The sequence below is a fragment of the Streptomyces sp. NPDC002176 genome (assembly GCF_044903645.1).
Classification (GTDB): Bacteria; Actinomycetota; Actinomycetes; order Streptomycetales; family Streptomycetaceae; genus Streptomyces.
The window spans coordinates 1,300,836-1,320,415 of the sequence record NZ_JBJDQW010000001.1 but is presented as its reverse complement, the minus strand read 5'-3'; the positions used below and the strand labels follow the sequence as shown (position 1 = coordinate 1,320,415).

The following is a 19,580-nucleotide window of genomic DNA, read 5'->3' as shown; positions in this document are numbered from 1 at the left end:
GCGTCGGCGAGTGACGACAACGCCGCAGGTGTGCGTGCCAGGGCCCGCGACCCCGGCAAGATCCGGAGACAGGCCCTAGGGGCCCTCTCGGCCCACGGGGATCTCGGGGGACGGAATTCGCGGTTTGCCACACATGGCGACGTGACTCCCCCGTACCGTAGTGGCGGGCGGCATTGATCGTTCGCGTACAGCCGTGGGGAGAGAGGGCCTGGGCCATGGACCGTGGCAGCGAGCGGGACGCGTCTCCCGGCCGCGGTGCGGGGACCCCCGCGGCGGGCCGGGTTCCGCTGGCCGTGGTGATCGTCGACCGCGCGGGCCTGGTGTCCCACTGGAGCAGCGGCGCCGGGCGGATGTTCGGCCCCGGCCGGGACGCGGCCGTCGGGCAGCCCGTCGCGGATCTGCTGCCCGTCACCGGCGCCCTGCCCGACGACCTGCTGGACGACACCCCCGACGACGACGGCCCTGACCTGGAGAGCTCCCTCGGCGGGTACACCGGCTACCCGACCGCGGGCCGCGCCCGGCTCACCCCGCCCGGCCGCGGGGACGACGAGCGGATCGACGTGGTGTGGTGGGCCTACCCGCTGGTCGGGCCCGGCCCCTCCCGGCTGCTGGTGCTCGCCGCCGACGCCACCCGGTTGCGCGAGGAGAGGGGTCACCTCGACGAGGGCACCGAGCGCATCGCGCCCGGCTTCGCCCGGCACACCGAACTGCCCACCGCCGCCGACCTGGAGCGCAGGCTCCCCGAGATCCTGCCCAACATGGGCCCCGGACTCAGCGCCCGCATCGTCTCCCAGGTCCTCGAACTCGGCTATCCGGTGCTGGAGTTCAGCCAGTACGAGCGGGTGCCCGTCACCCCGTACTGGGGAGTGCCCCGGCGTCCCGGCCGCTCTGACAGCGTTGTCCCCCGCCCCCGCTCCGAGCCCCTGATCCCGGCCGACGCCCTGGCCGACCTGGAGTACGCGGCCGTGCGGGAGCGGCTGGAGTTCCTCAACGAGGTCAGCTCCGGCATCGGTACCTCCCTCGACCTGGGGGAGACGATCCGCGAGGTCACCAGCGCGGCCGTACCCCGGTTCGCGGACTTCGCGGGCACCCACCTGCGCTCCGCCGTCCTCGCGGGCGAGGGCTTCCCCGACGGGCCGCCCGACGCCAGCACCCTGATGCACCGGGTCTGGGTCGAGCACAACGACGAACCCGGCCGCTGGGACGACACCGTGCCGGTCGGCGAGGCGTTCGCCTTCCCCGAGCACACGCCGTTCTACCAGTGCATGGTCACCGGCGAACCGGTCCTCATCCCGAGGATCAGCGACGAACTGGGCAACCGGATCTCCGGCGAGTTCGAGAAGCGCGACCTCCGGCCGCTGATCAACGGCCGCTCGCTGCTGATCGTCCCGCTCAAGGCACGCAACGTGGTCCTCGGCTTCATGGTGCTGCTGCGCCGCGCCGACCGGCTTCCCTTCGACGACATCGACCGCACCACCGGCGCCGAACTCGCCGCCCGCGCCGGGCTCGTGCTCGACAACGCCCGCATGTACACGTACCAGGAGAACGTCGCCGAGACCCTCCAGGACAGCATGCTGCCGCAGGTCACCCCGCGCATGGCCGGGTGCGACGTGGCGACCCGCTATCTGCCCGGCACCCGGCTCGGCCGGATCGGCGGCGACTGGTTCGACACCGTCAAACTGCCCGGCTCACGCACCGCGCTGGTCGTCGGCGACGTGATGGGCCACGGGCTCAACTCGGCCGCGATGATGGGCCAGTTGCGCACCGCCGTCCAGACCATGGCCGTACTCGAGACCCCGCCCGCCCAACTGCTGCGCAACCTCGACGACTTGGCCCGCAGGCTGGGCGAGAACTACCTCGCCACCTGTCTCTACGCCGTCTACGACCCGATCCGCGGCGAGCTGCAGCTCGCCAACGCCGGGCACATCCCGCCCGTGCTGGTGCGCGCGGCGGACGGCGGCAGCGATCTGCTCGAACTGCCCACCGGCGCGCCCATCGGCGTCGGCGGAGTGCCCTTCGAGGCGACCACTCTCCGGGTCGCGCCCGGCGACCGGCTGGTGCTGTGCACGGACGGCCTGGTCGAGGTGCGCGGCTCCGACATCGGGGAGGGGCTGGCCGCGCTCTGCGAGTCCGCCGCGCACCCGGCCGCCTCGATGGACGCCGCCTGCGACACCATCATCCGCGCCCTCAACACGCGTGGCGGCCGCAAGGACGACGTGGCCCTGCTGATGGCCCGGCTCAACGGCATCCCCGACGACCATGTGGCCCAGTGGCGGCTGGACGCCGACCCGCGCGAGGTCTCCCGCGCCCGGCACCTGGTCCGCGAGCGGCTGCTGAAGTGGGGCCTGCCGCAGGCGGTGGACACCGCGCTGCTGCTGGTCAGCGAGGTCGTCACCAACGCGGTACGGCACGGCGGGGGCGGCCCCGTCGGGCTCCGCGTGGTCCGCACCGAGGACCTGCTGTTCGAGGTCACGGACGCGGAGCCGGAGCTGCCCGACATGCTCACCGCCGGGCCGGACGACGAGGCGGGCCGGGGCCTGCGCGTGGTCAGCCGACTGGCAAAGGAGTGGGGCGCCACGACGAGCGGACACCACAAGACGGTGTGGTTCGAGCAGGCGCTGATCCCGTAAAGGTGCCCTTGGACCCCTTGCCGAGGGGCAGGAGGCGCGATATCCCGATCATGGCACCGAACCTGGGGAGATCGCAGTGAACGTTTCCGACAACTACCGCTCCAACTGGGAGAGTTACTGGCGGGAGACCTCGGAGGAGCGGGGGGACGCGATCTGGGACGCCGACCCCTCGCTGACCGCCGAGCCGCACAGCGACCTCCTCCTGCCGCACGCCGACCCCGGCCGCGTCATCGTGGACCTCGGCTGCGGTAACGGCACCCAGACCCGCTACCTCGCCACCCGGTTCGCCCGCGCGGTCGGCGTCGACCTCTCGCACGCCGCGATCGACCACGCCCGCCGCGCCACGGCGGGCGCCACCGCCGAGTTCGAGCAGCTCGACCTGACCGACACCGACGCCGTACGCGCCCTGCACGACCGGCTCGGCGACTCCCACGTCTACATGCGGGCCGTCATCCACCAGAGCGAACCCGCGGCCCGGCCGCTCGTCGCCGCCGCCGTGGCCGAACTCCTCGGGGAGTCGGGCCGCGCCTTCGTCGTCGAACTGACCTCCGCGTCCCGTGACGTCCTCAAGCGGGCGGCCGCGGGCCCCGCGGGGCCACCCCCGAAACTCCGCCGCGTCTTCCACCACGACCTCAAGCCCGCGGACGCCCCGGACGAGGAGATCCCCCGCCTCCTGACCGAAGCGGGCCTCAAGATCCTCGCCACCGGCGAGACGGTCCTCCCCCAGACCGAACACTTCCCGGACGGCACCCGCATCGACCTGCCCGCCCGGTGGTTCGTGCTGACGCGGGAGTGAGAGGGGCGCGGGCCGGGCGGCGGCCGAGGGGCTGGTCGTAGCCGTCGCCGGGCCGGGCGCGTAACCTGCGCGGCATGAAGATCCTCATCAGTGCCGACATGGAAGGCGCCACCGGGGTCACCTGGCCCGCCGACGTGCTGCCGGGGACGGCGGAGTGGGAGCGGTGCCGGGGGATGTTCACGTCCGACGTGAACGCCGCCGCGCAGGGCTTCTTCGACGGTGGCGCCGACCAGGTGCTCGTCAACGAGGCGCACTGGACCATGCGGAACCTGCTGCTGGAGCGGCTGGACGAGCGGGTCGAGATGCTGACCGGGCGGCACAAGGCGCTGTCGATGGTGGAGGGCGTCCAGCACGGCGACGTCGACGGCATCGCGTTCGTCGGCTACCACGCGGGCGCCGGGATGGAGGGCGTCCTCGCCCACACCTACCTAGCCAACCAGATCACCGGGGTCTGGCTGAACGACGTACGCGCCAGCGAGGGCCTGCTCAACGCGCGGGTCGTCGCGGAGTACGGGGTGCCCGTGGTGCTGGTCACCGGGGACGACCTGGCCTGCGAGGACGCGCTCGGCTACGCGCCCGAGGCGCTGAAGGTCGCGGTCAAGGACCATGTCTCGCGGTACGCGGCCGTCTGCCGTACCCCGGCCCGTACCGCCGCCGACATCCGGGCGGCGGCCAAGGAGGCGGCCCGGCTCGCGGTGCGCCAGGAGCCTTCGGAGCAGGGGCCGTTCACCGTCGCTGTCGAGTTCGACGCCGAGCATCTGGCGATGGCCGTCACCGTGGTGCCGGGCGTCGCGCGGATCGGGGAGCGGAAGGTGGCGTACACCACCGACACGATGTACGAGGCAATTCGCACGTTCAAGGCGGTCACCACGATCGCCTCGGCCGCCGTGGAGGAGCAGTATGGCTGACCAGCGCGCGCTTGACGAGGTGGTGGAGTTCACCTCCGAGCTGATCCGGATCGACACCACCAACCGGGGCGGCGGCGACTGCCGGGAACGGCCCGCCGCCGAGTACGCGGCCGAGCGCCTGGCCGGTGCCGGGCTCGAACCGCTGCTGCTGGAGCGGACACCGGGGCGCGGCAACGTCGTCGCCCGGGTCGCGGGCACCGACCCGTCGGCCGACGCGCTGCTGGTGCACGGGCATCTGGACGTGGTGCCCGCCGAGGCCGCCGACTGGAGCGTGCACCCCTTCTCCGGCGAGGTCCGCGACGGCGTGGTCTGGGGGCGCGGCGCCGTCGACATGAAGAACATGGACGCGATGATCCTGGCCGTGCTGCGCGGCTGGGCCCGGCAGGGCGTGCGGCCGCGCCGGGACCTGGTCATCGCGTTCACCGCCGACGAGGAGGCCAGCGCCGAGGACGGCTCCGGCTTCCTGGCCGACCAGCACCCCGAGCTGTTCGAGGGCTGTACGGAGGCCATCGGGGAGTCCGGCGCCTTCACCTTCCACGACGGCACCGGACGCGAGATCTACCCCGTCGCGGCGGGGGAGCGGGGCACCGGCTGGCTGCGGCTCACCGCAGGGGGGCGCGCCGGGCACGGCTCCAAGGTGAACCGGGAGAACGCGGTGACCCGGCTGGCCGCCGCCGTCACCCGCATCGGCGAGCACCGGTGGCCGCTGCGCATCACCCCGACCGTGCGGGCCGCGCTCACCGAACTCGCCGCGCTGTACGGCCTGGAGGCCGACTTCGACGACATGGAACTGCTGCTGGACAAGCTCGGCCCGGCCGCGGGGCTGGTCGAGGCGACCGTCCGCAACAGCGCCAACCCGACGATGCTGGACGCCGGTTACAAGGTCAACGTCATCCCCGGCGAGGCCCACGCGCACATCGACGGACGCTTCCTGCCCGGCGGCGAGGAGGAGTTCGAGTCCACCCTGGACCGGCTCACCGGACCCGACGTCGACTGGGAGTACGTGCACCGCGAGGTCGCCCTCCAAGCCCCGGTCGACGCACCCCTGTTCGGCAAGATGCGCGCGGCCGTGGAGGAGTTCGCGCCCGGCGCGCACGTCGTCCCGTACTGCATGTCCGGCGGCACCGACGCCAAGCAGTTCTCCCGGCTCGGCATCACCGGCTACGGGTTCGCCCCGCTGCGGTTGCCCGAAGGCTTCGACTACCAGGCGCTGTTCCACGGCGTGGACGAACGCGTGCCCGTGGAGGCGCTCCAGTTCGGCGTCCGCGTCCTCGACCGCTTCCTGCGGACGGCCTGACCAGATGGGGGAAGAGATGCAGGTCCAGCCGTACGGTTCCTGGCCGTCGCCGATCGACGCGGCGCTCGCCGCCGCGCACGACGGACACCCCGAGTGGGTGGGGTTCGTCGGGGACGAGGTCTGGTGGACCGAACCGCGGCCCGCCGAGGGCGGCCGCCGCGCCCTGGTGCGCCGTACGGCCGACGGCGCCGAGGAGCCGGTGCTGCCGCCGCCGTGGAACGTCCGCAACCGCGTCCACGAGTACGGCGGCCGCCCCTGGACCGCCGCCCCCGGCGCGGACCGGCCGCTGGTCGTCTTCACCCACTTCGCCGACCAGCGGCTCTACCGCTACGAGCCCGGCAGCGAGCCGGTCCCGCTGACCCCGCTCTCGTCGGTCGGCGGCGGACTGCGCTGGGCCGAGCTCGAGTTGGACCCCGAGCGCAGCGAAGTCCGCTGTGTGCTGGAGGAGTTCACCGGCGAGGACAGCGGTGACGTGCGACGCGTGCTCGCCGCCGTACCGCTGGACGGCTCGGCCGCCGAGGACCGGTCGGCCGTGCGTGAACTCGTCGAGGAGCGGCACCGGTTCGTCACCGGCGCCCGTGTGTCCCCCGACGGGCGCAAGGCCGCGTGGCTCGCCTGGGACCATCCGCGGATGCCCTGGGACGGCACCGAACTGCTCGTCGCGGAGATCGGCGACGACGGCCGCTTCCGGGACGTCCGCACGGTCGCCGGGGGCGACGACGAGGCCATCGCCCAGGTGGAGTGGGCGCCGGACGGGCGGCTGCTGTACGCGAGCGACCGGGGCGGCTGGTGGAACCTGTACCGGGACGGCGTACCGCTGTGCCCGCGCCAAGAGGAGTTCGGCGGGCCACTGTGGAAGCCCGGCCAGCGCTGGTTCGTCCCGCTGGCCGACGGGCTGCTCGCGGTGCTGCACGGGCGTGGGGCCGCCGTGCTCGGGATACTCGACTCCGAGACCGGTGAGATCGCCGACGCGGCCGGTCCCTGGACCGAGTTCGCGTCCTCCCTCGCCGCCCACGGCAGCCGGGTCGCGGCCATCGGGGCGAGCCCGCGCACCGGGTACGAGGTGATCGAGCTGGACACCGGCACCGGCCGCGCCCGCACGGTCGGCGCCCGGCACCGGGACCCCGTCGACCCCGCGTACTACCCCGAGCCGGAGGTCCGCACCTTCACCGGGCCTGGCGGCCGCGAGGTGCACGCGCACGTCTATCCGCCACGGCACCCCGAAATCACCGGCCCCGAGGACGAGTTGCCGCCCTACGTGATCTGGGCGCACGGCGGACCCACCAGCCGGGTGCCGCTCGTGCTGGACGTCGCCATCGCCGCCTTCACCTCACGCGGCATCGGCGTCGCCGAGGTCAACTACGGCGGCTCCACCGGGTACGGGCGCGAGTACCGCGAGCGGCTGCGGCACCAGTGGGGCGTGGTCGACGTGGAGGACTGCGCGACCGTGGCCCTCGCGCTGGCCGAGGAGGGCACGGCCGACCGGGACCGGCTCGCGATCCGGGGCGGCAGCGCGGGCGGCTGGACCACCGCGGCCTCCTTGACCAGCACCGATGTCTACGCCTGCGGCACGATCAGCTACCCGATCCTCGACCTCACCACCTGGGGCCCCGGCCGCACCCACGACTTCGAGTCCCGCTACCTGGAGTCCCTGGTCGGCCCCTTCGCCGAGGTCCCCGAACGCTACGCCGAGCGCTCGCCCGCCAACCGCGCCGACCAGCTCACCGCCCCCTTCCTGCTCCTCCAGGGGCTGGACGACGTGATCTGCGCGCCCGAGCAGTGCGAGCATTTCCTGGAGCGCGTCGCGGGTCGGGGCGTGCCGCACGCCTACCTGGCCTTCGCCGGAGAAGGCCACGGCTTCCGCCGCGCCGACACCATGGTCCGCGCGATGGAGGCCGAACTGTCCCTCTACGCGCAGGTGTTCGGCTTCGACCTGCCCGGCGTCCCGAAACTGGAGCTGGACACGTGAAGCAACTGAAGCGCCCCACCCGGCTCGCCCCCGGCGCCCGGGTGGCCGTGGTCGCGCCCAGCGGCCCGGTCCCCGAGGAACGGCTGCTCGCGGGCCTCGACATCCTGCGCGGCTGGGGCCTCGACCCGGTCGCCGCACCCCATGTGCTGGACCGGCACGGCCAGTTCACCTATCTCGCGGGCACCGACGCCGCCCGCGCCGAGGACCTCCAGCGGGCCTGGTGCGACCCTTCCGTCGACGCGGTGCTCTGCGCGCGCGGCGGCTACGGCGTCCAGCGGATGGTGGACCTGCTCGACTGGGAGGCGTTGCGCGCGGCCGGACCGAAGGTGTTCGTCGGCTTCAGCGACATCACCGCCCTGCACGAGGCGTTCGCCACCCGTCTGGACCTCGTCACCCTGCACGGCCCGATGGCCGCCGGAACCGACTTCATCGGCAGCGAACGCGCCCGCGACCACCTCCACGCGACCCTCTTCACCCCGGAGAAGGTCCAGGAGATCGCCACCGACGGCACACCCCTCGTCCCCGGCCGCGCCCGGGGCACCACCCTCGGCGGCTGCCTCTCCCTCCTCGCGGCGGAACTCGGCACCCCGCACGCCCGCCCCTCCGCCGCGGGCGGCCTCCTCTGCCTGGAGGACGTCGGCGAGGAGACCTACCGCCTGGACCGCTACCTCACCCAGCTGCTCCGCTCCGGCTGGCTGGACCGCGTCCACGGCGTCCTCCTCGGCTCCTGGCACGACTGCGACCCCTACGACACCCTCCGCCCCATGCTCACCGACCGCCTCACCCCCCTGGGCGTCCCGGTCCTCGAGAACACCGGTTTCGGCCACAATCCGGACGCCCTGACGATCCCCTTCGGCCTGGCGGCGGAACTCGACGCGGACACGGGCACGCTGACCCTGGAGGAGCCCGCGCTGCGCTGACTTCCGGTCAAGAGCCGGGCGTAGGCTGGCCGGATGCCGCACACCGCGCCCCATTACCTCGCCCAGGGCCCCCGGGTGGCCGTCCGACGGTTCCGGATGGAGGACGGGGGTGAGTTCACCGCGCGGGCCAGGGAGAGCAAGGAGCTGCACCGGCCGTGGCTGGTGATGCCCGACAGTGAGGAGGCGTACGGCGACTACGCGGGACGCCTGATCGGGGACGCGGCGCGGGCCGGGTTCCTGGTGTGCGAGAAGGACGGCGGGGACATCGCCGGGTTCGTCAACATCAACAACATCGTCCGGGGCGGCTTCCAGTGCGGGGCGCTCGGGTACGGGGCGTTCGCGCACGCGGCCGGGCGGGGGCTGATGCGGGAGGGGCTCGACCTGGTCATCGGGTACGCCTTCGGGCCGCTCGGGCTGCACCGGCTGGAGATCAACGTCCAGCCCGGCAACACCGCGTCCATCGCCCTCGCGCGCGGCGCCGGGTTCCGGCTGGAGGGGTTCTCGCCCGCCATGCTCCGGGTCGACGGCGAATGGCGCGACCACGAACGCTGGGCGCTCACGGCGGAGATGCGGGGCTGATCCAGGGCCCCGCGCCCGCTCAGGCCCCCGACTGGTCGGCGTACTCCAGGATCGTGCCGTCCGGGTGCATCACCAGCAGATTCCGGCCCACCGGCGTCGGCACCGGGCCCGCGATGATCTGCGCGCCCAGAGCCGAGAGCAGCCGGTGCGCCTCCTCGACGTCCTTCACGGCGATCGTCGCCGTCACCTTGCGCAGCACCTCCAGCTCCGCCTCCGGCCCGCTCATCAGCAGGAACGAGCCGATCGCGGCGACCCGTACGCCACCGCGCTCGAAGCGCAGGGCCGTGCCGTCCGCCAGCCGCTCGTAGAACGGGATCGCGGTTTCGAGGTCGTCGACGCAGATGCGCAGGGTGGCGCCAAGAATCTCCATACGGACGAGCCTAGTTGGGGCGGACCGGAGCGCACAGGCCGTCGGCCCGCTTCGGGGGGCGTGCGCGGCGGCCGGGTGACGTGAAGGGGGTTTGGGTGCCGTCACCCCGGTTACGCGGAAGACCTCGGACGAACCGCACCACCGGGGCGCCCACGGCCGGTCACCCAGCGTGACGAGTCGCGGCCCGTCGGGGGCCGGGCAGCCCGCCCGGTGTGCCGAGGACCGTCCGAGTCGCCTCGGACCGCGGAAAGGAGACCCATGAACAACGACGAACTCGCCGAACTCGGTCAGCAGTTGCGGGTGGACAGCGTACGGGCGGCGGACGCCGCGGCATCCGGACACCCCACCTCCTCGATGTCCGCCGCCGACCTGCTGGCCGTCCTGCTCGCCAACCATCTGCACTACGACTTCGAACGCCCCGACCATCCCGCCAACGACCGCTTCGTGCTCTCCAAGGGACACGCGTCCCCGCTGATGTACTCCGTCTTCAAGGCGGCCGGCGCCATCGACGACGCCGAACTGCTCACCTTCCGCAAGCTCGGCAGCCGCCTCGAAGGTCACCCGACCCCGCGCAGGCTGCCCTGGGTGGAGACCGCCACCGGCTCCCTCGGCCAGGGCCTGCCGGTCGGCGTCGGCATCGCCCTCGCGGGCAAGCGGCTGGACCACTCCGACTACCGCGTCTGGGTGGTGTGCGGCGACAGCGAGCTGGCCGAGGGCTCCATCTGGGAGGCCGCCGAGGCAGCCGCGTACGACAAGCTGGACAACCTCACCGCCATCGTCGACGTCAACCGGCTCGGCCAGCGCGGCGAGACCCGGCACGGCCACGACCTGGACGCCTACGCCCGCCGCTTCCAGGCGTTCGGCTGGCACACGATCGAGATCGACGGCCACGACGTCGCCGCCATCGACCGCGCCTACAGCGAGGCCGAGTCCACCAAGGACCGCCCCACCGCGATCATCGCCCGCACCCTCAAGGGCAAGGGCGTCGCCGCCGTGGAGGACAAGGAGGGCAAGCACGGCAAGCCGCTGCCCGACGCCGACGCGGCCATCGAGGAGCTGGGCGGCCGCCGCGACATCCGGGTCCACGTCAGCCAGCCGCCCGCCGCGAGCCCCGAGAAGCTCGCCCACGAGCCGCTGAAGCTGCCCCGCTTCGACAAGGGCGAGGAGGTCGCCACCCGCGACGCCTTCGGCAAGGCCCTCGCCGCCCTCGGCACCGCACGCGGCGACGTCGTCGCCCTGGACGGCGAGGTCGGCGACTCCACCCGCACCGGCGTGTTCGCCGAGGAGCACCCCGAGCGGTTCTTCGAGTCCTACATCGCCGAGCAGCAGATGGTCGCCTCGGCCGTCGGCATGGCGGCACGCGGCTGGCTGCCGTACGCGTCCACCTTCGCGGCCTTCTTCAGCCGCGCCTACGACTTCGTGCGCATGGCCTCCATCAGCGACGCCGGGATCAACCTGGTCGGCTCGCACGCGGGCGTGGCCATCGGGCAGGACGGGCCCTCCCAGATGGGCCTGGAGGACCTGGCCATGTTCCGCTCCGTGTACGGCTCCACCGTGCTCTACCCCTGCGACGCCAACCAGACCGCCCGCCTCGTCGCCGCCATGGCCGACCTGGACGGCGTCCGCTATCTGCGCACCTCGCGCGGCGAGAGCCCGGTGATCTACGACGCCGACGAGGAGTTCCCCGTCGGCGGCAGCAAGGTGCTCCGCTCCGGCGACGAGGACCGGCTGACGGTCGTCGCGGCCGGGGTCACCGTGCAGGAGGCGCTGACGGCCGCCGACCAGCTCGCCGAGGAGGGCATCAAGGTCCGGGTCATCGACCTCTACTCGGTCAAGCCCGTCGACGTGGAGACGCTGCGCCGGGCCGCCGACGACACCGGCTGCCTGGTGACGGTCGAGGACCACCATGAGGAGGGCGGCATCGGCGACGCGGTCGTGGAAGCCTTCACCGACGGGCGTCCCGTACCGCGCCTGGTCCGCCTCGCGGTCCGGATGATGCCGGGTTCCGCCACGCCCGACGAGCAGCTGCACGCGGCCGGGATCGACGCCGCGAACATCGCGGCGACCGCCCGGCTGCTGGTCGGCGAGGCCGTGGTGAGCTAGGCACTGTGCGAGGGCGGGCGTCGCTCACGCGGCGCCCGCCGTCGTGTTCAGGCGGGCTTGTGGCACAGGATCTCGCCGTGCAGGACGGCGAACCAGCCGTCCTCCCGCCGCCCCCACTCCCGCCACGCGTCGGACACCGCGCGCAGTTCCTCGGGCGTGGCGTGGCCGCCCTCCACCGCGCGGTCGGCGTAGGCGGAGGCGAGCGTACGGTCCGCCCACAGCCCGCTCCACCAGGCGCGTTCCTCGGGGGTGGCGTACGTCCAGGTGCCCGAGGTCGCCGTGACGTCGCTCAGCCCGGCCGCCAGCGCCCAGCTCCGCAGCCGCCGACCGGCGTCCGGTTCACCGCCGTTGGCCCGCGCGACGCGCCGGTACAGGTCCAGCCAGTCGTCCAGGCCGGGCACGGCCGGGTACCAGGCCATGGCCGCGTAGTCCGCGTCGCGCACCGCGATCAGCCCGCCGGGCCGGGTCACCCGGACCATCTCGCGCAGCGCACCCACCGGGTCGCCGACATGCTGGAGCACCTGGTGGGCGTGGACCACGTCGAAGGCGCCGTCGGGATGGTCGAGGGCGTGCACGTCGGCCACCTCGAAGTCCACGTTGCCCAGACCCCGGCCCTCGGCGGTGGCACGGGCCTGCTCCAGGATGCCGGGGGCGCGGTCGACGCCGGTCACCCGGCCCTCCGGGACCAGTGCGGCGAGGTCGGCGGTGATGGTGCCGGGGCCGCAGCCGATGTCGAGGACGCGCATGCCCGGTTCGAGCGAACCGAGCAGATAGGCGGCCGAGTTGGCGGCCGTGCGCCAGGTGTGCGAACGCAGCACCGACTCGTGGTGCCCGTGCGTGTAGACGGCGGTCTCGCGTGTCTCCGGCATGACGTCACGGTACGCCCGCGACCCGGATGCTGAGACCGCCGTTCCGCGATACGGACTGACGCACCGTCAGGCCACGTTCGGGTGCGGGCTGTACGCCGTCAGGATCTCCGGCACCTTCTCCACGATCACCGTGCCGGACACCGACGTGACCTCACCGTCGTACGCCAGCGGGGTGCCCGGCGCGAGGCCCGACAGCCGCAGTCGGCCCAGCTGCACCGCCGCGTGGCCCTGGGACCGGCTGAGCGGGCCCGCCACCGCGGCCGCCAGCAGACGCAGCGTCGGCCAGCCGTTGCCGTGCACCACCCGCACGTCCAGCGGCCCGTCCGACAGCTCCGTACGGCGCCCGGCGCCCAGGCCGCTGCGGCGGTAGACGCCGTTGCCGATGAACAGCATCCACAGCGGATGCCGCTTGCCGCCCGCCTCGACCACCAGCGGATGCCGGTCGGCGCGCAGCACCTTCACCGCGCCCAGCACCCCGGCCGCCCAGCCGCCGATCCGGGGCGACCAGTGCTCGCGCTCACGCACCAGCTCCGGGTAGACGCCGAGGCTCAGGGTGTTCAGGAAGACGCTGGAACGGCCGTCGGCGGTGAACTCGCCGACGTCCACCTGCACCGCCTCGCCCGCGCGGACGGCGGCGGCCAGATCGGCCGCGTCCTCCACACCGAGGTCGTACGCGAAGTGGTTCAGGGTGCCGCCGGGCAGCACCGCCAGCGGCAGCCGGTGCCGCAGGGCGACCTCCGCCGCCGCGTTCACCGTGCCGTCGCCGCCGCACACCCCGAGCACCCGGGCACGGGCCGCCGCCTTGTCCAGCTCGGCCCGGACCTCCTCCGGCTCGCACTCCACGATCTCCGCCCGGGGCAGCGCGTCGTGCAGCGCGCTCACCCGGTCCGCGGTGCCCGACGAGCGGTTGGCGACCATCACCAGGCCCTCGCCGTCCGGCAGCGCCGGGGCGTCCGCCCGCGGCCGGGCCACCGGGCGGGCCGCCGCCCGCGTCGGCACCAGCTTCCGCACCACGAACGCGGCCCCGACCCCGAGCGCCGCACCCGCCAGCACATCGCTGGGGAAGTGCGCACCGGTGTACACCCGCGACGTAGCCACCGAGAACGCCACCGGCGCCACCGCCGCACCCCACGCCGGGGACTCCAGCGCGACCCCGGCCGCGAACGCGGCGGCCGACGCGGAGTGGCCGGACGGGAAGGAGGTGGTGATGGGCTGCCGCTTCAGCTGCCGGGACAGCGGCACCGAGTCCAGCACCGGCCGGGAGCGGCGCACCGACCGCTTGCCGAGGGTGTTGACGGTCAGCGAGGCCAGGCTCAGCGAGGCCAGCCCCCGCACGGCCGCCCGGCGTGCCCGCGGGGTGCGGGTCGCGGCGATCGCACCGGCCACAGCGAACCACAGCACACCGTGGTTGGCGCTCCGGCTCAGGCGGGGCAGCACCTTCTGGGCGCCGGGCCAGTTCCGCTCGGCGGCCACCTCGAAGAGGCGGGCGTCGGCCGCGAGCAGCCGCCGCAGGACATTGCGGCCGGTGGCCGGGACAGCGGTGAGGTCGACATCTGCGCTCATGCTCGACCCTCTACCCCGAAGCGCGCCTTTCTTGTGCCCCCGCCCGGGTACGCGCGCGGGCGGCACGCGCGGAGGCCGGGGGAGCGGGATCTTCGTACAGTGGACCTCAGGACCGCGGACACCACGAGCGGGGGTACCACCATGACCGGAGTCGACCCCAGCCGACTGGACGACCAGCAGCTCATGAAAGAGCTGGAGACGATCCACCGCACACGCCACGACACCCTGCTGTACGGCTCGAACGACGCCCTGCGCGCCCACAACGAACGCATGGCCCAGCTGGAGGGCGAGTACCTCCGCCGCAACCCGCGCCGCCTGGTCAGCGCGGCCCGCACCCGCGAAGGCGCCCGCGAACGGGGCTGCGGGGAGCCGGGGGAGGCATGACGTCCGAGCGGGCTCCGGGGGCCGGTGTCACCCGTTGGGTGTCGTCCGTGTCCCGCGAATGGGGTCCGGCCGCGCGCGGGGCGGCGCCCGGGGGGCTCTGATGGCAGCGAGGGCACGGAACGCGTGCCCCGACCGCCGTACCGCCGAGGAGCCCGCCCCATGCGCCGCACCGTACGCGCCCTCTCCACCGCCGCCGCCCTGGCCGGTGCCACGCTCGCCATAGCCGGGCCCGCCGTGTCGGCCGAGCCCGGCGCCCCCTGCGAGGACCCCGCCGCGTCGGCGTCCCGGTCGCCCGGTTCGTCGTACGAGGGCACCGGGACGCGCCCGGTGCCCGGAGCGCCGTACCTGAGCGCGGCGCCCGACCCCGGCGGCAAGGCCCCCACCGCCCCGGCGTGGAACGGCGCGGAAGGCTGCGCGGGCGGCTCCGCCGGGAAGACCGGGCAGGGCGGCGACGACCCGGTCCGGGAGGACGGCGACGAGGACGGCCAGGACTGGGACTCCGGCCCGGCGAAGGACGCCCCGCCCACCATCGAGCACGGGGTGCGGGCGGGCGCCGGAGGCACCTTCACCGACTCGGTGCCCGCCCTCGCCGCGGGCGGCGCGCTGATCGCCGCGGCGGCCGCGGGCGCGGGCTACCGGGTGTTCGGCCGCAGACGTCCGGCCGGGCGCTGACGGCGGGCACCGGAAGACCGCCGTGACCGGGACGACGCCGGACGCGAGCCATGCCGGGCCGTTCGCCGGGTACACACCTTCCCGAGGGCACCACCAGCAGGCACCCCGCGCACCCGCCACACGGCACGAGACACCAGGTACACCAGGGACACAGGGGATTCGGCACACGGACCGCGCGGAGGCGGACATGCGGCGGAGGGAACCCGAGGGCCACGGCCCCGTCCGCTACGGCCCCCCGTTCCCCGCCGACGGCCTGCCCGTCCTCCCCGAACTCGCCGCCCGCCTCGCCGCCGCCGACCACCACGGCGAGGCCCAGCCCGCCGGTGGCATCCCGGCCCTGCTGGAAGCGGCCTGCGGCTACTGGACCCGGCGCGGACTGCCCTGCACCCCCGACCGCGTGACCCTCGCCCCCGGCGCACCCCCGCTGCTGCTCGCGCTCACCGCCGCGCTCGCCGGGGACCACGGCGACATCCTGGCGCCCCGCCCCCGCGCCGCCTGGTGGGCGCCCAGCGCCCGGCTGCTCGGCAGACGCCTCTTCCCGGTGCCCGCCCCGGCCGGGAGCGGCGGCATACCCGACCCCTACGCCCTGCTGGAGACCGTCCGCCGGGTCCGCGCCGAGGGCGGCGACCCCCGGCTGCTGGTGGTGTCCGTCGCGGACGACCCGACCGCCGCCGTCCCGCCGCCCGAACTGCTGCACGAGACCGTGGAGGCGGCCGCCGCCGAGGGCCTGCACCTGATCAGCGACGAGACCTGGCGCGACACCCGGCACCACCCGCACGACACGGTCCTGGTCAGTCCGGCCGAGATGCTGCCCGACCACGTCACCGTCGTCGCCGACCTCGCCGGATCGCTGCTCCCGGTCGGCTGGCCCGCCGCCGTCGCCCGCTTCCCGGACACCGCGGCCGGGCAGGACGCCCACGCCCGCGTGCTGGACGTGCTCACCGCGCTCGGCGCCCGGCTCGCCGCCCCCGTCGCGGCCGCCGCCCAGTACGCGCTCGACGAACCCGAGCCGGTCACCGCCCGCCGCGACGCCGCCGTACGGCTGCACGCCCGCCTGGCCGCCGCCGCGCACCGCACGGTCCTCGCGGGCGGCGCGCTCGCCACGCCCCCGCAGGCGGGCCGCCACCTCTACGCCGACCTCGGCCCACTGCGCGAGCCCCTCGCCGCCCGGGGTGTCGGGGACGCGCAGGAACTGGAGGACTTCCTCACCGCCCGGCTCGGCATGCCCACGCCCGGCGGCCACCGCTTCGGCGACGACCTCGGCGCCCTGCGCGTACGACTGTCCACCGGCCCGCTGCTGGGCGGTACGGACGAGGAGCGCGAGGCCGCGCTCACCTCGCCCGACCCGACGGAACTGCCGTACACCCGGGACGCGTTGCTCTCCCTGGGGTCGGTCCTCGACGAACTCCGTGACGACACCGTGCGACGGGAGCCCCCTCGATGACGCAGCAGACGCATGAGCCCGGGTCCACCGCCACGACGACCACCACACCCCCGCCGAGCGCCCCCGGACCGGCGGACGCCGCGCCCGAGGTGGTCGTCGACGCCCCGCTCGCGCCCGCGTCCCCGCCGCTGGCCGAACCCCGCCCGCTGGGCGAGCACCGGGTATGGCCGAGGACCTTCCACGACCGGCTCACCGCGCCGCTGCCCGGCTGGAAGGCCATGGCCCGCTTCGCCCGCGAGGGCGCCGTACGCCCCGACCCCGAGGGCCTCGCCGGAATCCCCCGACTCCCGTACGAGCCGGGCCCGTTGCCCCGCGTGGGCGCCGACACCCTCGCCGTCACCTGGGCCGGGCACGCCAGTTGGGTGGTGCGGATCGGCGGACTCACCGTGCTCACCGACCCGGTGTGGTCGCGCCGCATCCTCGGCACCCCGGCCCGCGTCACCCCCGTCGGCGTCGCCTGGGACAGCCTGCCGCCCGTCGACGCGGTCGTGGTCAGCCACAACCACTACGACCACCTGGACGCCCCCACCCTGAGCCGACTCCCGCGCCACACACCGGTGTTCGCGCCCGCCGGACTCGGACGCTGGTTCCGGCGCAGGCGGTTCACCCACGTCACCGAACTGGACTGGTGGGAGGGCGCCCAACTCTCCGGTGTGCGCTTCGACTTCGTGCCCGCGCACCACTGGTCCAAGCGCACCCTGACCGACACCTGCCACAGTCTGTGGGGCGGCTGGGTGATGACCGCGCGCGACGGACAGCGCCTCTACTTCGCGGGCGACACCGGCTACGGCCACTGGTTCGGCCGCATCGGCCGCCGCTACCCCAGCATCGACCTCGCCCTGATGCCCATCGGCGCCTACGACCCCCGCTGGTGGCTCAGCGACGTCCACTGCGACCCGGAGGAAGCCGTGCGGGCCACCCTCGACCTCGGCGCCCGCCGGATGGCACCCATGCACTGGGGGACCTTCGTGCTCTCCGCCGAACCGGTGCTCGAACCCCTCACCCGCGTCCGCGCGGCCTGGGAGAAGGCGGGCCTCGCCCGCACCGACCTGTGGGACCTGCCCGTAGGCGCCTCCCGGGTCCTGGAACCGGACCCGCGTACTACCGCTCCCCGCCCCGCACCCGGCGCACCAGCCCCGGAGCCGCACTGACCAGCACGGTCAGCACCACCACCGCCAGCACGCCCTCCCACGGCCGGGCGAACAGCGAACCCCCCAGAATGCCGATCAGCTGATACGTCAGCGCCCACGCCAGGCACGCCGGAAGGTTGCCCCGCGCGAAACGCCGCAACGGCCACTCGGCCAGCAGACACGCCAACATCACCGGAATCCGGCCCGCGGGTATCAGCCGGGACAGCACCAGCACCGTCACCCCGTTCTCGGCCAGCTTCTCCCGCGCCTGGTTCAGCCGCTCCTCCGGCGCCCGCGACCGCAGCGCCTCCAGCCAGCGCGATCCGCTCCGCGAGCCCAGCCCCCGCCGCCCCAGCCAGTACAGCGCCGCGTCCCCCAGGAACGCCGCCAGCGACGCCGTCACGAACACCAGCACCAGGGAGAACGGCGCCGTCCGATGGACCGCCACCACCGCGGCCGTACTCACCAGCGCCCCCGTCGGCACCACGGGTATCAACGCCCCGACGAACACCAGCAGGAACAGCGACGGATACCCGAACGCCTGCTGCGACGGCCCCAACGGCACCCCGGTCGTCACGGCGGCGGCCAGCACCGCCACACCCCCCACGCATCTCACCGGCCGACCTCCAGCCGTACGCCCTCCCCGTGCCCCAGCCGGTGCACCGTCACCTTCGGCGCCGCCTCGGCCGCCAGCCGCACGAACTCCTCGCCCGGCGCGTGGAATTCGTGCGGACGCACCGCGTCCATCCCGATCGGCCAGTACGTGCCGTAGTGCACCGGCACCGCCCAGCCCGGCGCCAGCCGGGCCAGCGCCCGCGCCGCCCGGCCCGCGTCCAGATGCCCCTCACCGAGGTTCGGCCCCCAGCCGCCCACCGGCAGCAGCGCCACATCCACCGGCCCGACCTCCTCGGCCATCGCGTCGAACAGCCCGGTGTCCCCGGCGAAGTAGGTGCGCGCCTCGCCCTCCACCACATAGCCGAGCGCGGGGGAGCGGTGCGGGCCGAACGGCAGCCGCCGCCCGTCGTGCAGCGCGGGCACCACCCGCACCCGCAGTTCCCCGAGCCGTACCTCGTCACCGGGCGCCACCTCGGTGATCTCCAACCCCCGCAGCCGACGCAGTCCCGGCACCGCCCGCCGCGCGCCCCGCGGCACCAGCAGGCGGGTGCCCGGCGCCAGCCCCGCCAGCGAGGGCAGATGCAGATGATCGGCGTGCAGATGCGAGACCAGCACCGCGTCGGCACGGCGGGCTCCGGCGGGCGGCGGACCGCCCCTACGGCGACGCAGATGCGCCAGCCGGGAGGCGAACAAGGGGTCGGTCAGCACCCGGGTGTCCGAGTCCTCGATCGTGCAGGTGGCGTGACCCCACCAGGTGACCTCCACCGGCACTACCCTCACCTCCGCCGCGCGACTCCCCCGAAGCCTACGGGCAGCGGTAGGGTCGGCGGCGAAACCCGGAGGTGAGGGGACGCCATGGGACCGTTACAGGGTGCCTCGGCCGGTGCGGCGACGGTACGGATCACCGCCATCGCCAGCCTGACCCCGCTGGAGGAGCTGGAGGCCGACCCCTTCCTGGTCGACTCCCGCAGCCAGCACGCCATGTGCGCCCGCTGGGCCGCCGAGCAGGGCTATGTCATCGCGCGCGAACTCCTCGTCGGCGGGCTGCGCTTCGACCACGGCGCGCTGTGGGACGGCATGCGGCCCGGCGTGGACGTGTTCGTCGCCCCCAGCCTCAGGGTCCTGGCACGCGCGCTGTCCTCGGCGGAGCAGTTCACCGCCGAATGCGCCCGCCGCGGGGTCCGCGTCGAGACCGTGGGCAGCGCCGAACCCGCGTACGACGCCCGGATGAAGGCGCGCGTGCACCGGCGGCTCTCGATGCCGACGGCCGGATACGACGGCAAGTAAGCCGTCCGGCACGTCCGGCCGGTGTGACAAGGTGGGGGCAGGCT

General features: G+C 74.4%; 18 protein-coding genes. 13 read left to right on the top strand and 5 right to left on the bottom strand.

Annotation, left to right across the window (positions count from 1 at the left end):
* Window positions 1–215: 215 nt before the first annotated feature.
* From ACI2LY_RS05905 to ACI2LY_RS05875, 7 genes are all read left to right on the top strand, one after another.
* The gene (locus ACI2LY_RS05905) at window positions 216–2,630 is read left to right on the top strand and encodes a SpoIIE family protein phosphatase (protein ID WP_404706056.1); all 2,415 of its coding nucleotides are present in this window, start codon (window positions 216–218) and stop codon (window positions 2,628–2,630) included.
* Window positions 2,631–2,706: 76 nt separating this feature from the next.
* Window positions 2,707–3,426, top strand: coding sequence for a class I SAM-dependent methyltransferase (locus ACI2LY_RS05900; RefSeq protein WP_404706055.1), 720 nt, complete (start codon window positions 2,707–2,709; stop codon window positions 3,424–3,426).
* A 74-nt stretch (window positions 3,427–3,500) separates the two neighbouring features.
* On the top strand, window positions 3,501–4,334 hold the full coding sequence (locus tag ACI2LY_RS05895; protein WP_404706054.1) for a M55 family metallopeptidase: 834 nt from the start codon (window positions 3,501–3,503) through the stop codon (window positions 4,332–4,334).
* Window positions 4,327–5,631 (top strand): M20/M25/M40 family metallo-hydrolase, encoded by a 1,305-nt coding sequence (locus tag ACI2LY_RS05890; RefSeq protein ID WP_404706053.1) that lies wholly within the window; start codon window positions 4,327–4,329, stop codon window positions 5,629–5,631. The genes ACI2LY_RS05895 and ACI2LY_RS05890 overlap by 8 nt, the downstream gene beginning before the upstream one ends.
* Before the next feature lie 16 nt (window positions 5,632–5,647).
* Window positions 5,648–7,600: a prolyl oligopeptidase family serine peptidase gene (locus tag ACI2LY_RS05885; RefSeq protein WP_404706052.1), complete on the top strand. Its 1,953-nt coding sequence runs from the start codon at window positions 5,648–5,650 to the stop codon at window positions 7,598–7,600.
* A complete protein-coding gene (locus ACI2LY_RS05880; protein WP_404706051.1) occupies window positions 7,597–8,520 on the top strand; it encodes an LD-carboxypeptidase in 924 nt (307 codons plus the stop codon). The genes ACI2LY_RS05885 and ACI2LY_RS05880 overlap by 4 nt, the downstream gene beginning before the upstream one ends.
* A gap of 33 nt (window positions 8,521–8,553) precedes the next feature.
* Window positions 8,554–9,099: a GNAT family N-acetyltransferase gene (locus ACI2LY_RS05875; protein WP_404706050.1), complete on the top strand. Its 546-nt coding sequence runs from the start codon at window positions 8,554–8,556 to the stop codon at window positions 9,097–9,099.
* Between the two features lie 19 nt (window positions 9,100–9,118).
* Here the strand turns inward: ACI2LY_RS05875 and ACI2LY_RS05870 are convergent, their stop codons facing one another.
* On the bottom strand, window positions 9,119–9,469 hold the full coding sequence (locus tag ACI2LY_RS05870) for a VOC family protein (RefSeq protein WP_404706049.1): 351 nt from the start codon (window positions 9,467–9,469) through the stop codon (window positions 9,119–9,121).
* Window positions 9,470–9,727: 258 nt separating this feature from the next.
* Here ACI2LY_RS05870 and ACI2LY_RS05865 point away from each other — a divergent pair, with 258 nt between their 5' ends.
* On the top strand, window positions 9,728–11,572 hold the full coding sequence (locus tag ACI2LY_RS05865) for a transketolase (RefSeq protein WP_404706048.1): 1,845 nt from the start codon (window positions 9,728–9,730) through the stop codon (window positions 11,570–11,572).
* A 47-nt stretch (window positions 11,573–11,619) separates the two neighbouring features.
* Here ACI2LY_RS05865 and ACI2LY_RS05860 read toward each other — a convergent pair whose 3' ends face one another.
* Together ACI2LY_RS05860 and ACI2LY_RS05855 are read right to left on the bottom strand one after the other, a co-directional pair.
* Window positions 11,620–12,441 carry a methyltransferase domain-containing protein gene (locus ACI2LY_RS05860; protein ID WP_404706047.1) on the bottom strand — a complete coding sequence of 274 codons (822 nt, stop codon included), beginning with the start codon at window positions 12,439–12,441 and terminating at the stop codon, window positions 11,620–11,622.
* Window positions 12,442–12,507: 66 nt separating this feature from the next.
* A complete protein-coding gene (locus ACI2LY_RS05855) occupies window positions 12,508–14,004 on the bottom strand; it encodes a bifunctional phosphatase PAP2/diacylglycerol kinase family protein (RefSeq protein WP_404706046.1) in 1,497 nt (498 codons plus the stop codon).
* 141 nt (window positions 14,005–14,145) lie between these two features.
* Here ACI2LY_RS05855 and ACI2LY_RS05850 point away from each other — a divergent pair, with 141 nt between their 5' ends.
* From ACI2LY_RS05850 to ACI2LY_RS05835, 4 genes are all read left to right on the top strand, one after another.
* The gene (locus ACI2LY_RS05850) at window positions 14,146–14,388 is read left to right on the top strand and encodes a DUF6158 family protein (protein ID WP_364811254.1); all 243 of its coding nucleotides are present in this window, start codon (window positions 14,146–14,148) and stop codon (window positions 14,386–14,388) included.
* A gap of 159 nt (window positions 14,389–14,547) precedes the next feature.
* Window positions 14,548–15,060, top strand: a complete 513-nt coding sequence (locus ACI2LY_RS05845; protein ID WP_404706045.1) for a hypothetical protein — start codon at window positions 14,548–14,550, stop codon at window positions 15,058–15,060.
* A 187-nt stretch (window positions 15,061–15,247) separates the two neighbouring features.
* The gene (locus tag ACI2LY_RS05840; RefSeq protein ID WP_404706044.1) at window positions 15,248–16,504 is read left to right on the top strand and encodes an aminotransferase class I/II-fold pyridoxal phosphate-dependent enzyme; all 1,257 of its coding nucleotides are present in this window, start codon (window positions 15,248–15,250) and stop codon (window positions 16,502–16,504) included.
* Window positions 16,501–17,655, top strand: a complete 1,155-nt coding sequence (locus tag ACI2LY_RS05835) for an MBL fold metallo-hydrolase (RefSeq protein ID WP_404706043.1) — start codon at window positions 16,501–16,503, stop codon at window positions 17,653–17,655. The genes ACI2LY_RS05840 and ACI2LY_RS05835 overlap by 4 nt, the downstream gene beginning before the upstream one ends.
* Here the strand turns inward: ACI2LY_RS05835 and ACI2LY_RS05830 are convergent.
* A complete protein-coding gene (locus ACI2LY_RS05830; RefSeq protein WP_404706486.1) occupies window positions 17,606–18,232 on the bottom strand; it encodes a DedA family protein in 627 nt (208 codons plus the stop codon). The two genes, ACI2LY_RS05835 and ACI2LY_RS05830, sit on opposite strands and share 50 nt — an antisense overlap.
* A gap of 14 nt (window positions 18,233–18,246) precedes the next feature.
* On the bottom strand, window positions 18,247–19,020 hold the full coding sequence (locus ACI2LY_RS05825) for an MBL fold metallo-hydrolase (protein WP_404706042.1): 774 nt from the start codon (window positions 19,018–19,020) through the stop codon (window positions 18,247–18,249).
* Between the two features lie 84 nt (window positions 19,021–19,104).
* On the opposite strand from ACI2LY_RS05825, the gene ACI2LY_RS05820 reads away from it, so the two are divergent.
* Window positions 19,105–19,536, top strand: a complete 432-nt coding sequence (locus ACI2LY_RS05820; protein ID WP_404706041.1) for a hypothetical protein — start codon at window positions 19,105–19,107, stop codon at window positions 19,534–19,536.
* The last annotated feature ends 44 nt before the right edge of the window (window positions 19,537–19,580 follow it).

Excerpts from the sequence above, each read along its gene's own strand:
- ACI2LY_RS05905 (WP_404706056.1), top strand. The coding sequence starts at position 216 with ATGGACCGTGGCAGCGAGCGGGACGCGTCTCCCGGCCGCGGTGCGGGG.
- ACI2LY_RS05895 (WP_404706054.1), top strand. The coding sequence starts at position 3,501 with ATGAAGATCCTCATCAGTGCCGACATGGAAGGCGCCACCGGGGTCACC.
- ACI2LY_RS05890 (WP_404706053.1), top strand. The coding sequence starts at position 4,327 with ATGGCTGACCAGCGCGCGCTTGACGAGGTGGTGGAGTTCACCTCCGAG.
- ACI2LY_RS05885 (WP_404706052.1), top strand. The coding sequence starts at position 5,648 with ATGCAGGTCCAGCCGTACGGTTCCTGGCCGTCGCCGATCGACGCGGCG.
- ACI2LY_RS05875 (WP_404706050.1), top strand. The coding sequence starts at position 8,554 with ATGCCGCACACCGCGCCCCATTACCTCGCCCAGGGCCCCCGGGTGGCC.
- ACI2LY_RS05870 (WP_404706049.1), bottom strand. The coding sequence starts at position 9,469 with ATGGAGATTCTTGGCGCCACCCTGCGCATCTGCGTCGACGACCTCGAA.
- ACI2LY_RS05865 (WP_404706048.1), top strand. The coding sequence starts at position 9,728 with ATGAACAACGACGAACTCGCCGAACTCGGTCAGCAGTTGCGGGTGGAC.
- ACI2LY_RS05860 (WP_404706047.1), bottom strand. The coding sequence starts at position 12,441 with ATGCCGGAGACACGCGAGACCGCCGTCTACACGCACGGGCACCACGAG.
- ACI2LY_RS05855 (WP_404706046.1), bottom strand. The coding sequence starts at position 14,004 with ATGAGCGCAGATGTCGACCTCACCGCTGTCCCGGCCACCGGCCGCAAT.
- ACI2LY_RS05850 (WP_364811254.1), top strand. The coding sequence starts at position 14,146 with ATGACCGGAGTCGACCCCAGCCGACTGGACGACCAGCAGCTCATGAAA.
- ACI2LY_RS05845 (WP_404706045.1), top strand. The coding sequence starts at position 14,548 with ATGCGCCGCACCGTACGCGCCCTCTCCACCGCCGCCGCCCTGGCCGGT.
- ACI2LY_RS05840 (WP_404706044.1), top strand. The coding sequence starts at position 15,248 with ATGCGGCGGAGGGAACCCGAGGGCCACGGCCCCGTCCGCTACGGCCCC.
- ACI2LY_RS05835 (WP_404706043.1), top strand. The coding sequence starts at position 16,501 with ATGACGCAGCAGACGCATGAGCCCGGGTCCACCGCCACGACGACCACC.
- ACI2LY_RS05820 (WP_404706041.1), top strand. The coding sequence starts at position 19,105 with ATGGGACCGTTACAGGGTGCCTCGGCCGGTGCGGCGACGGTACGGATC.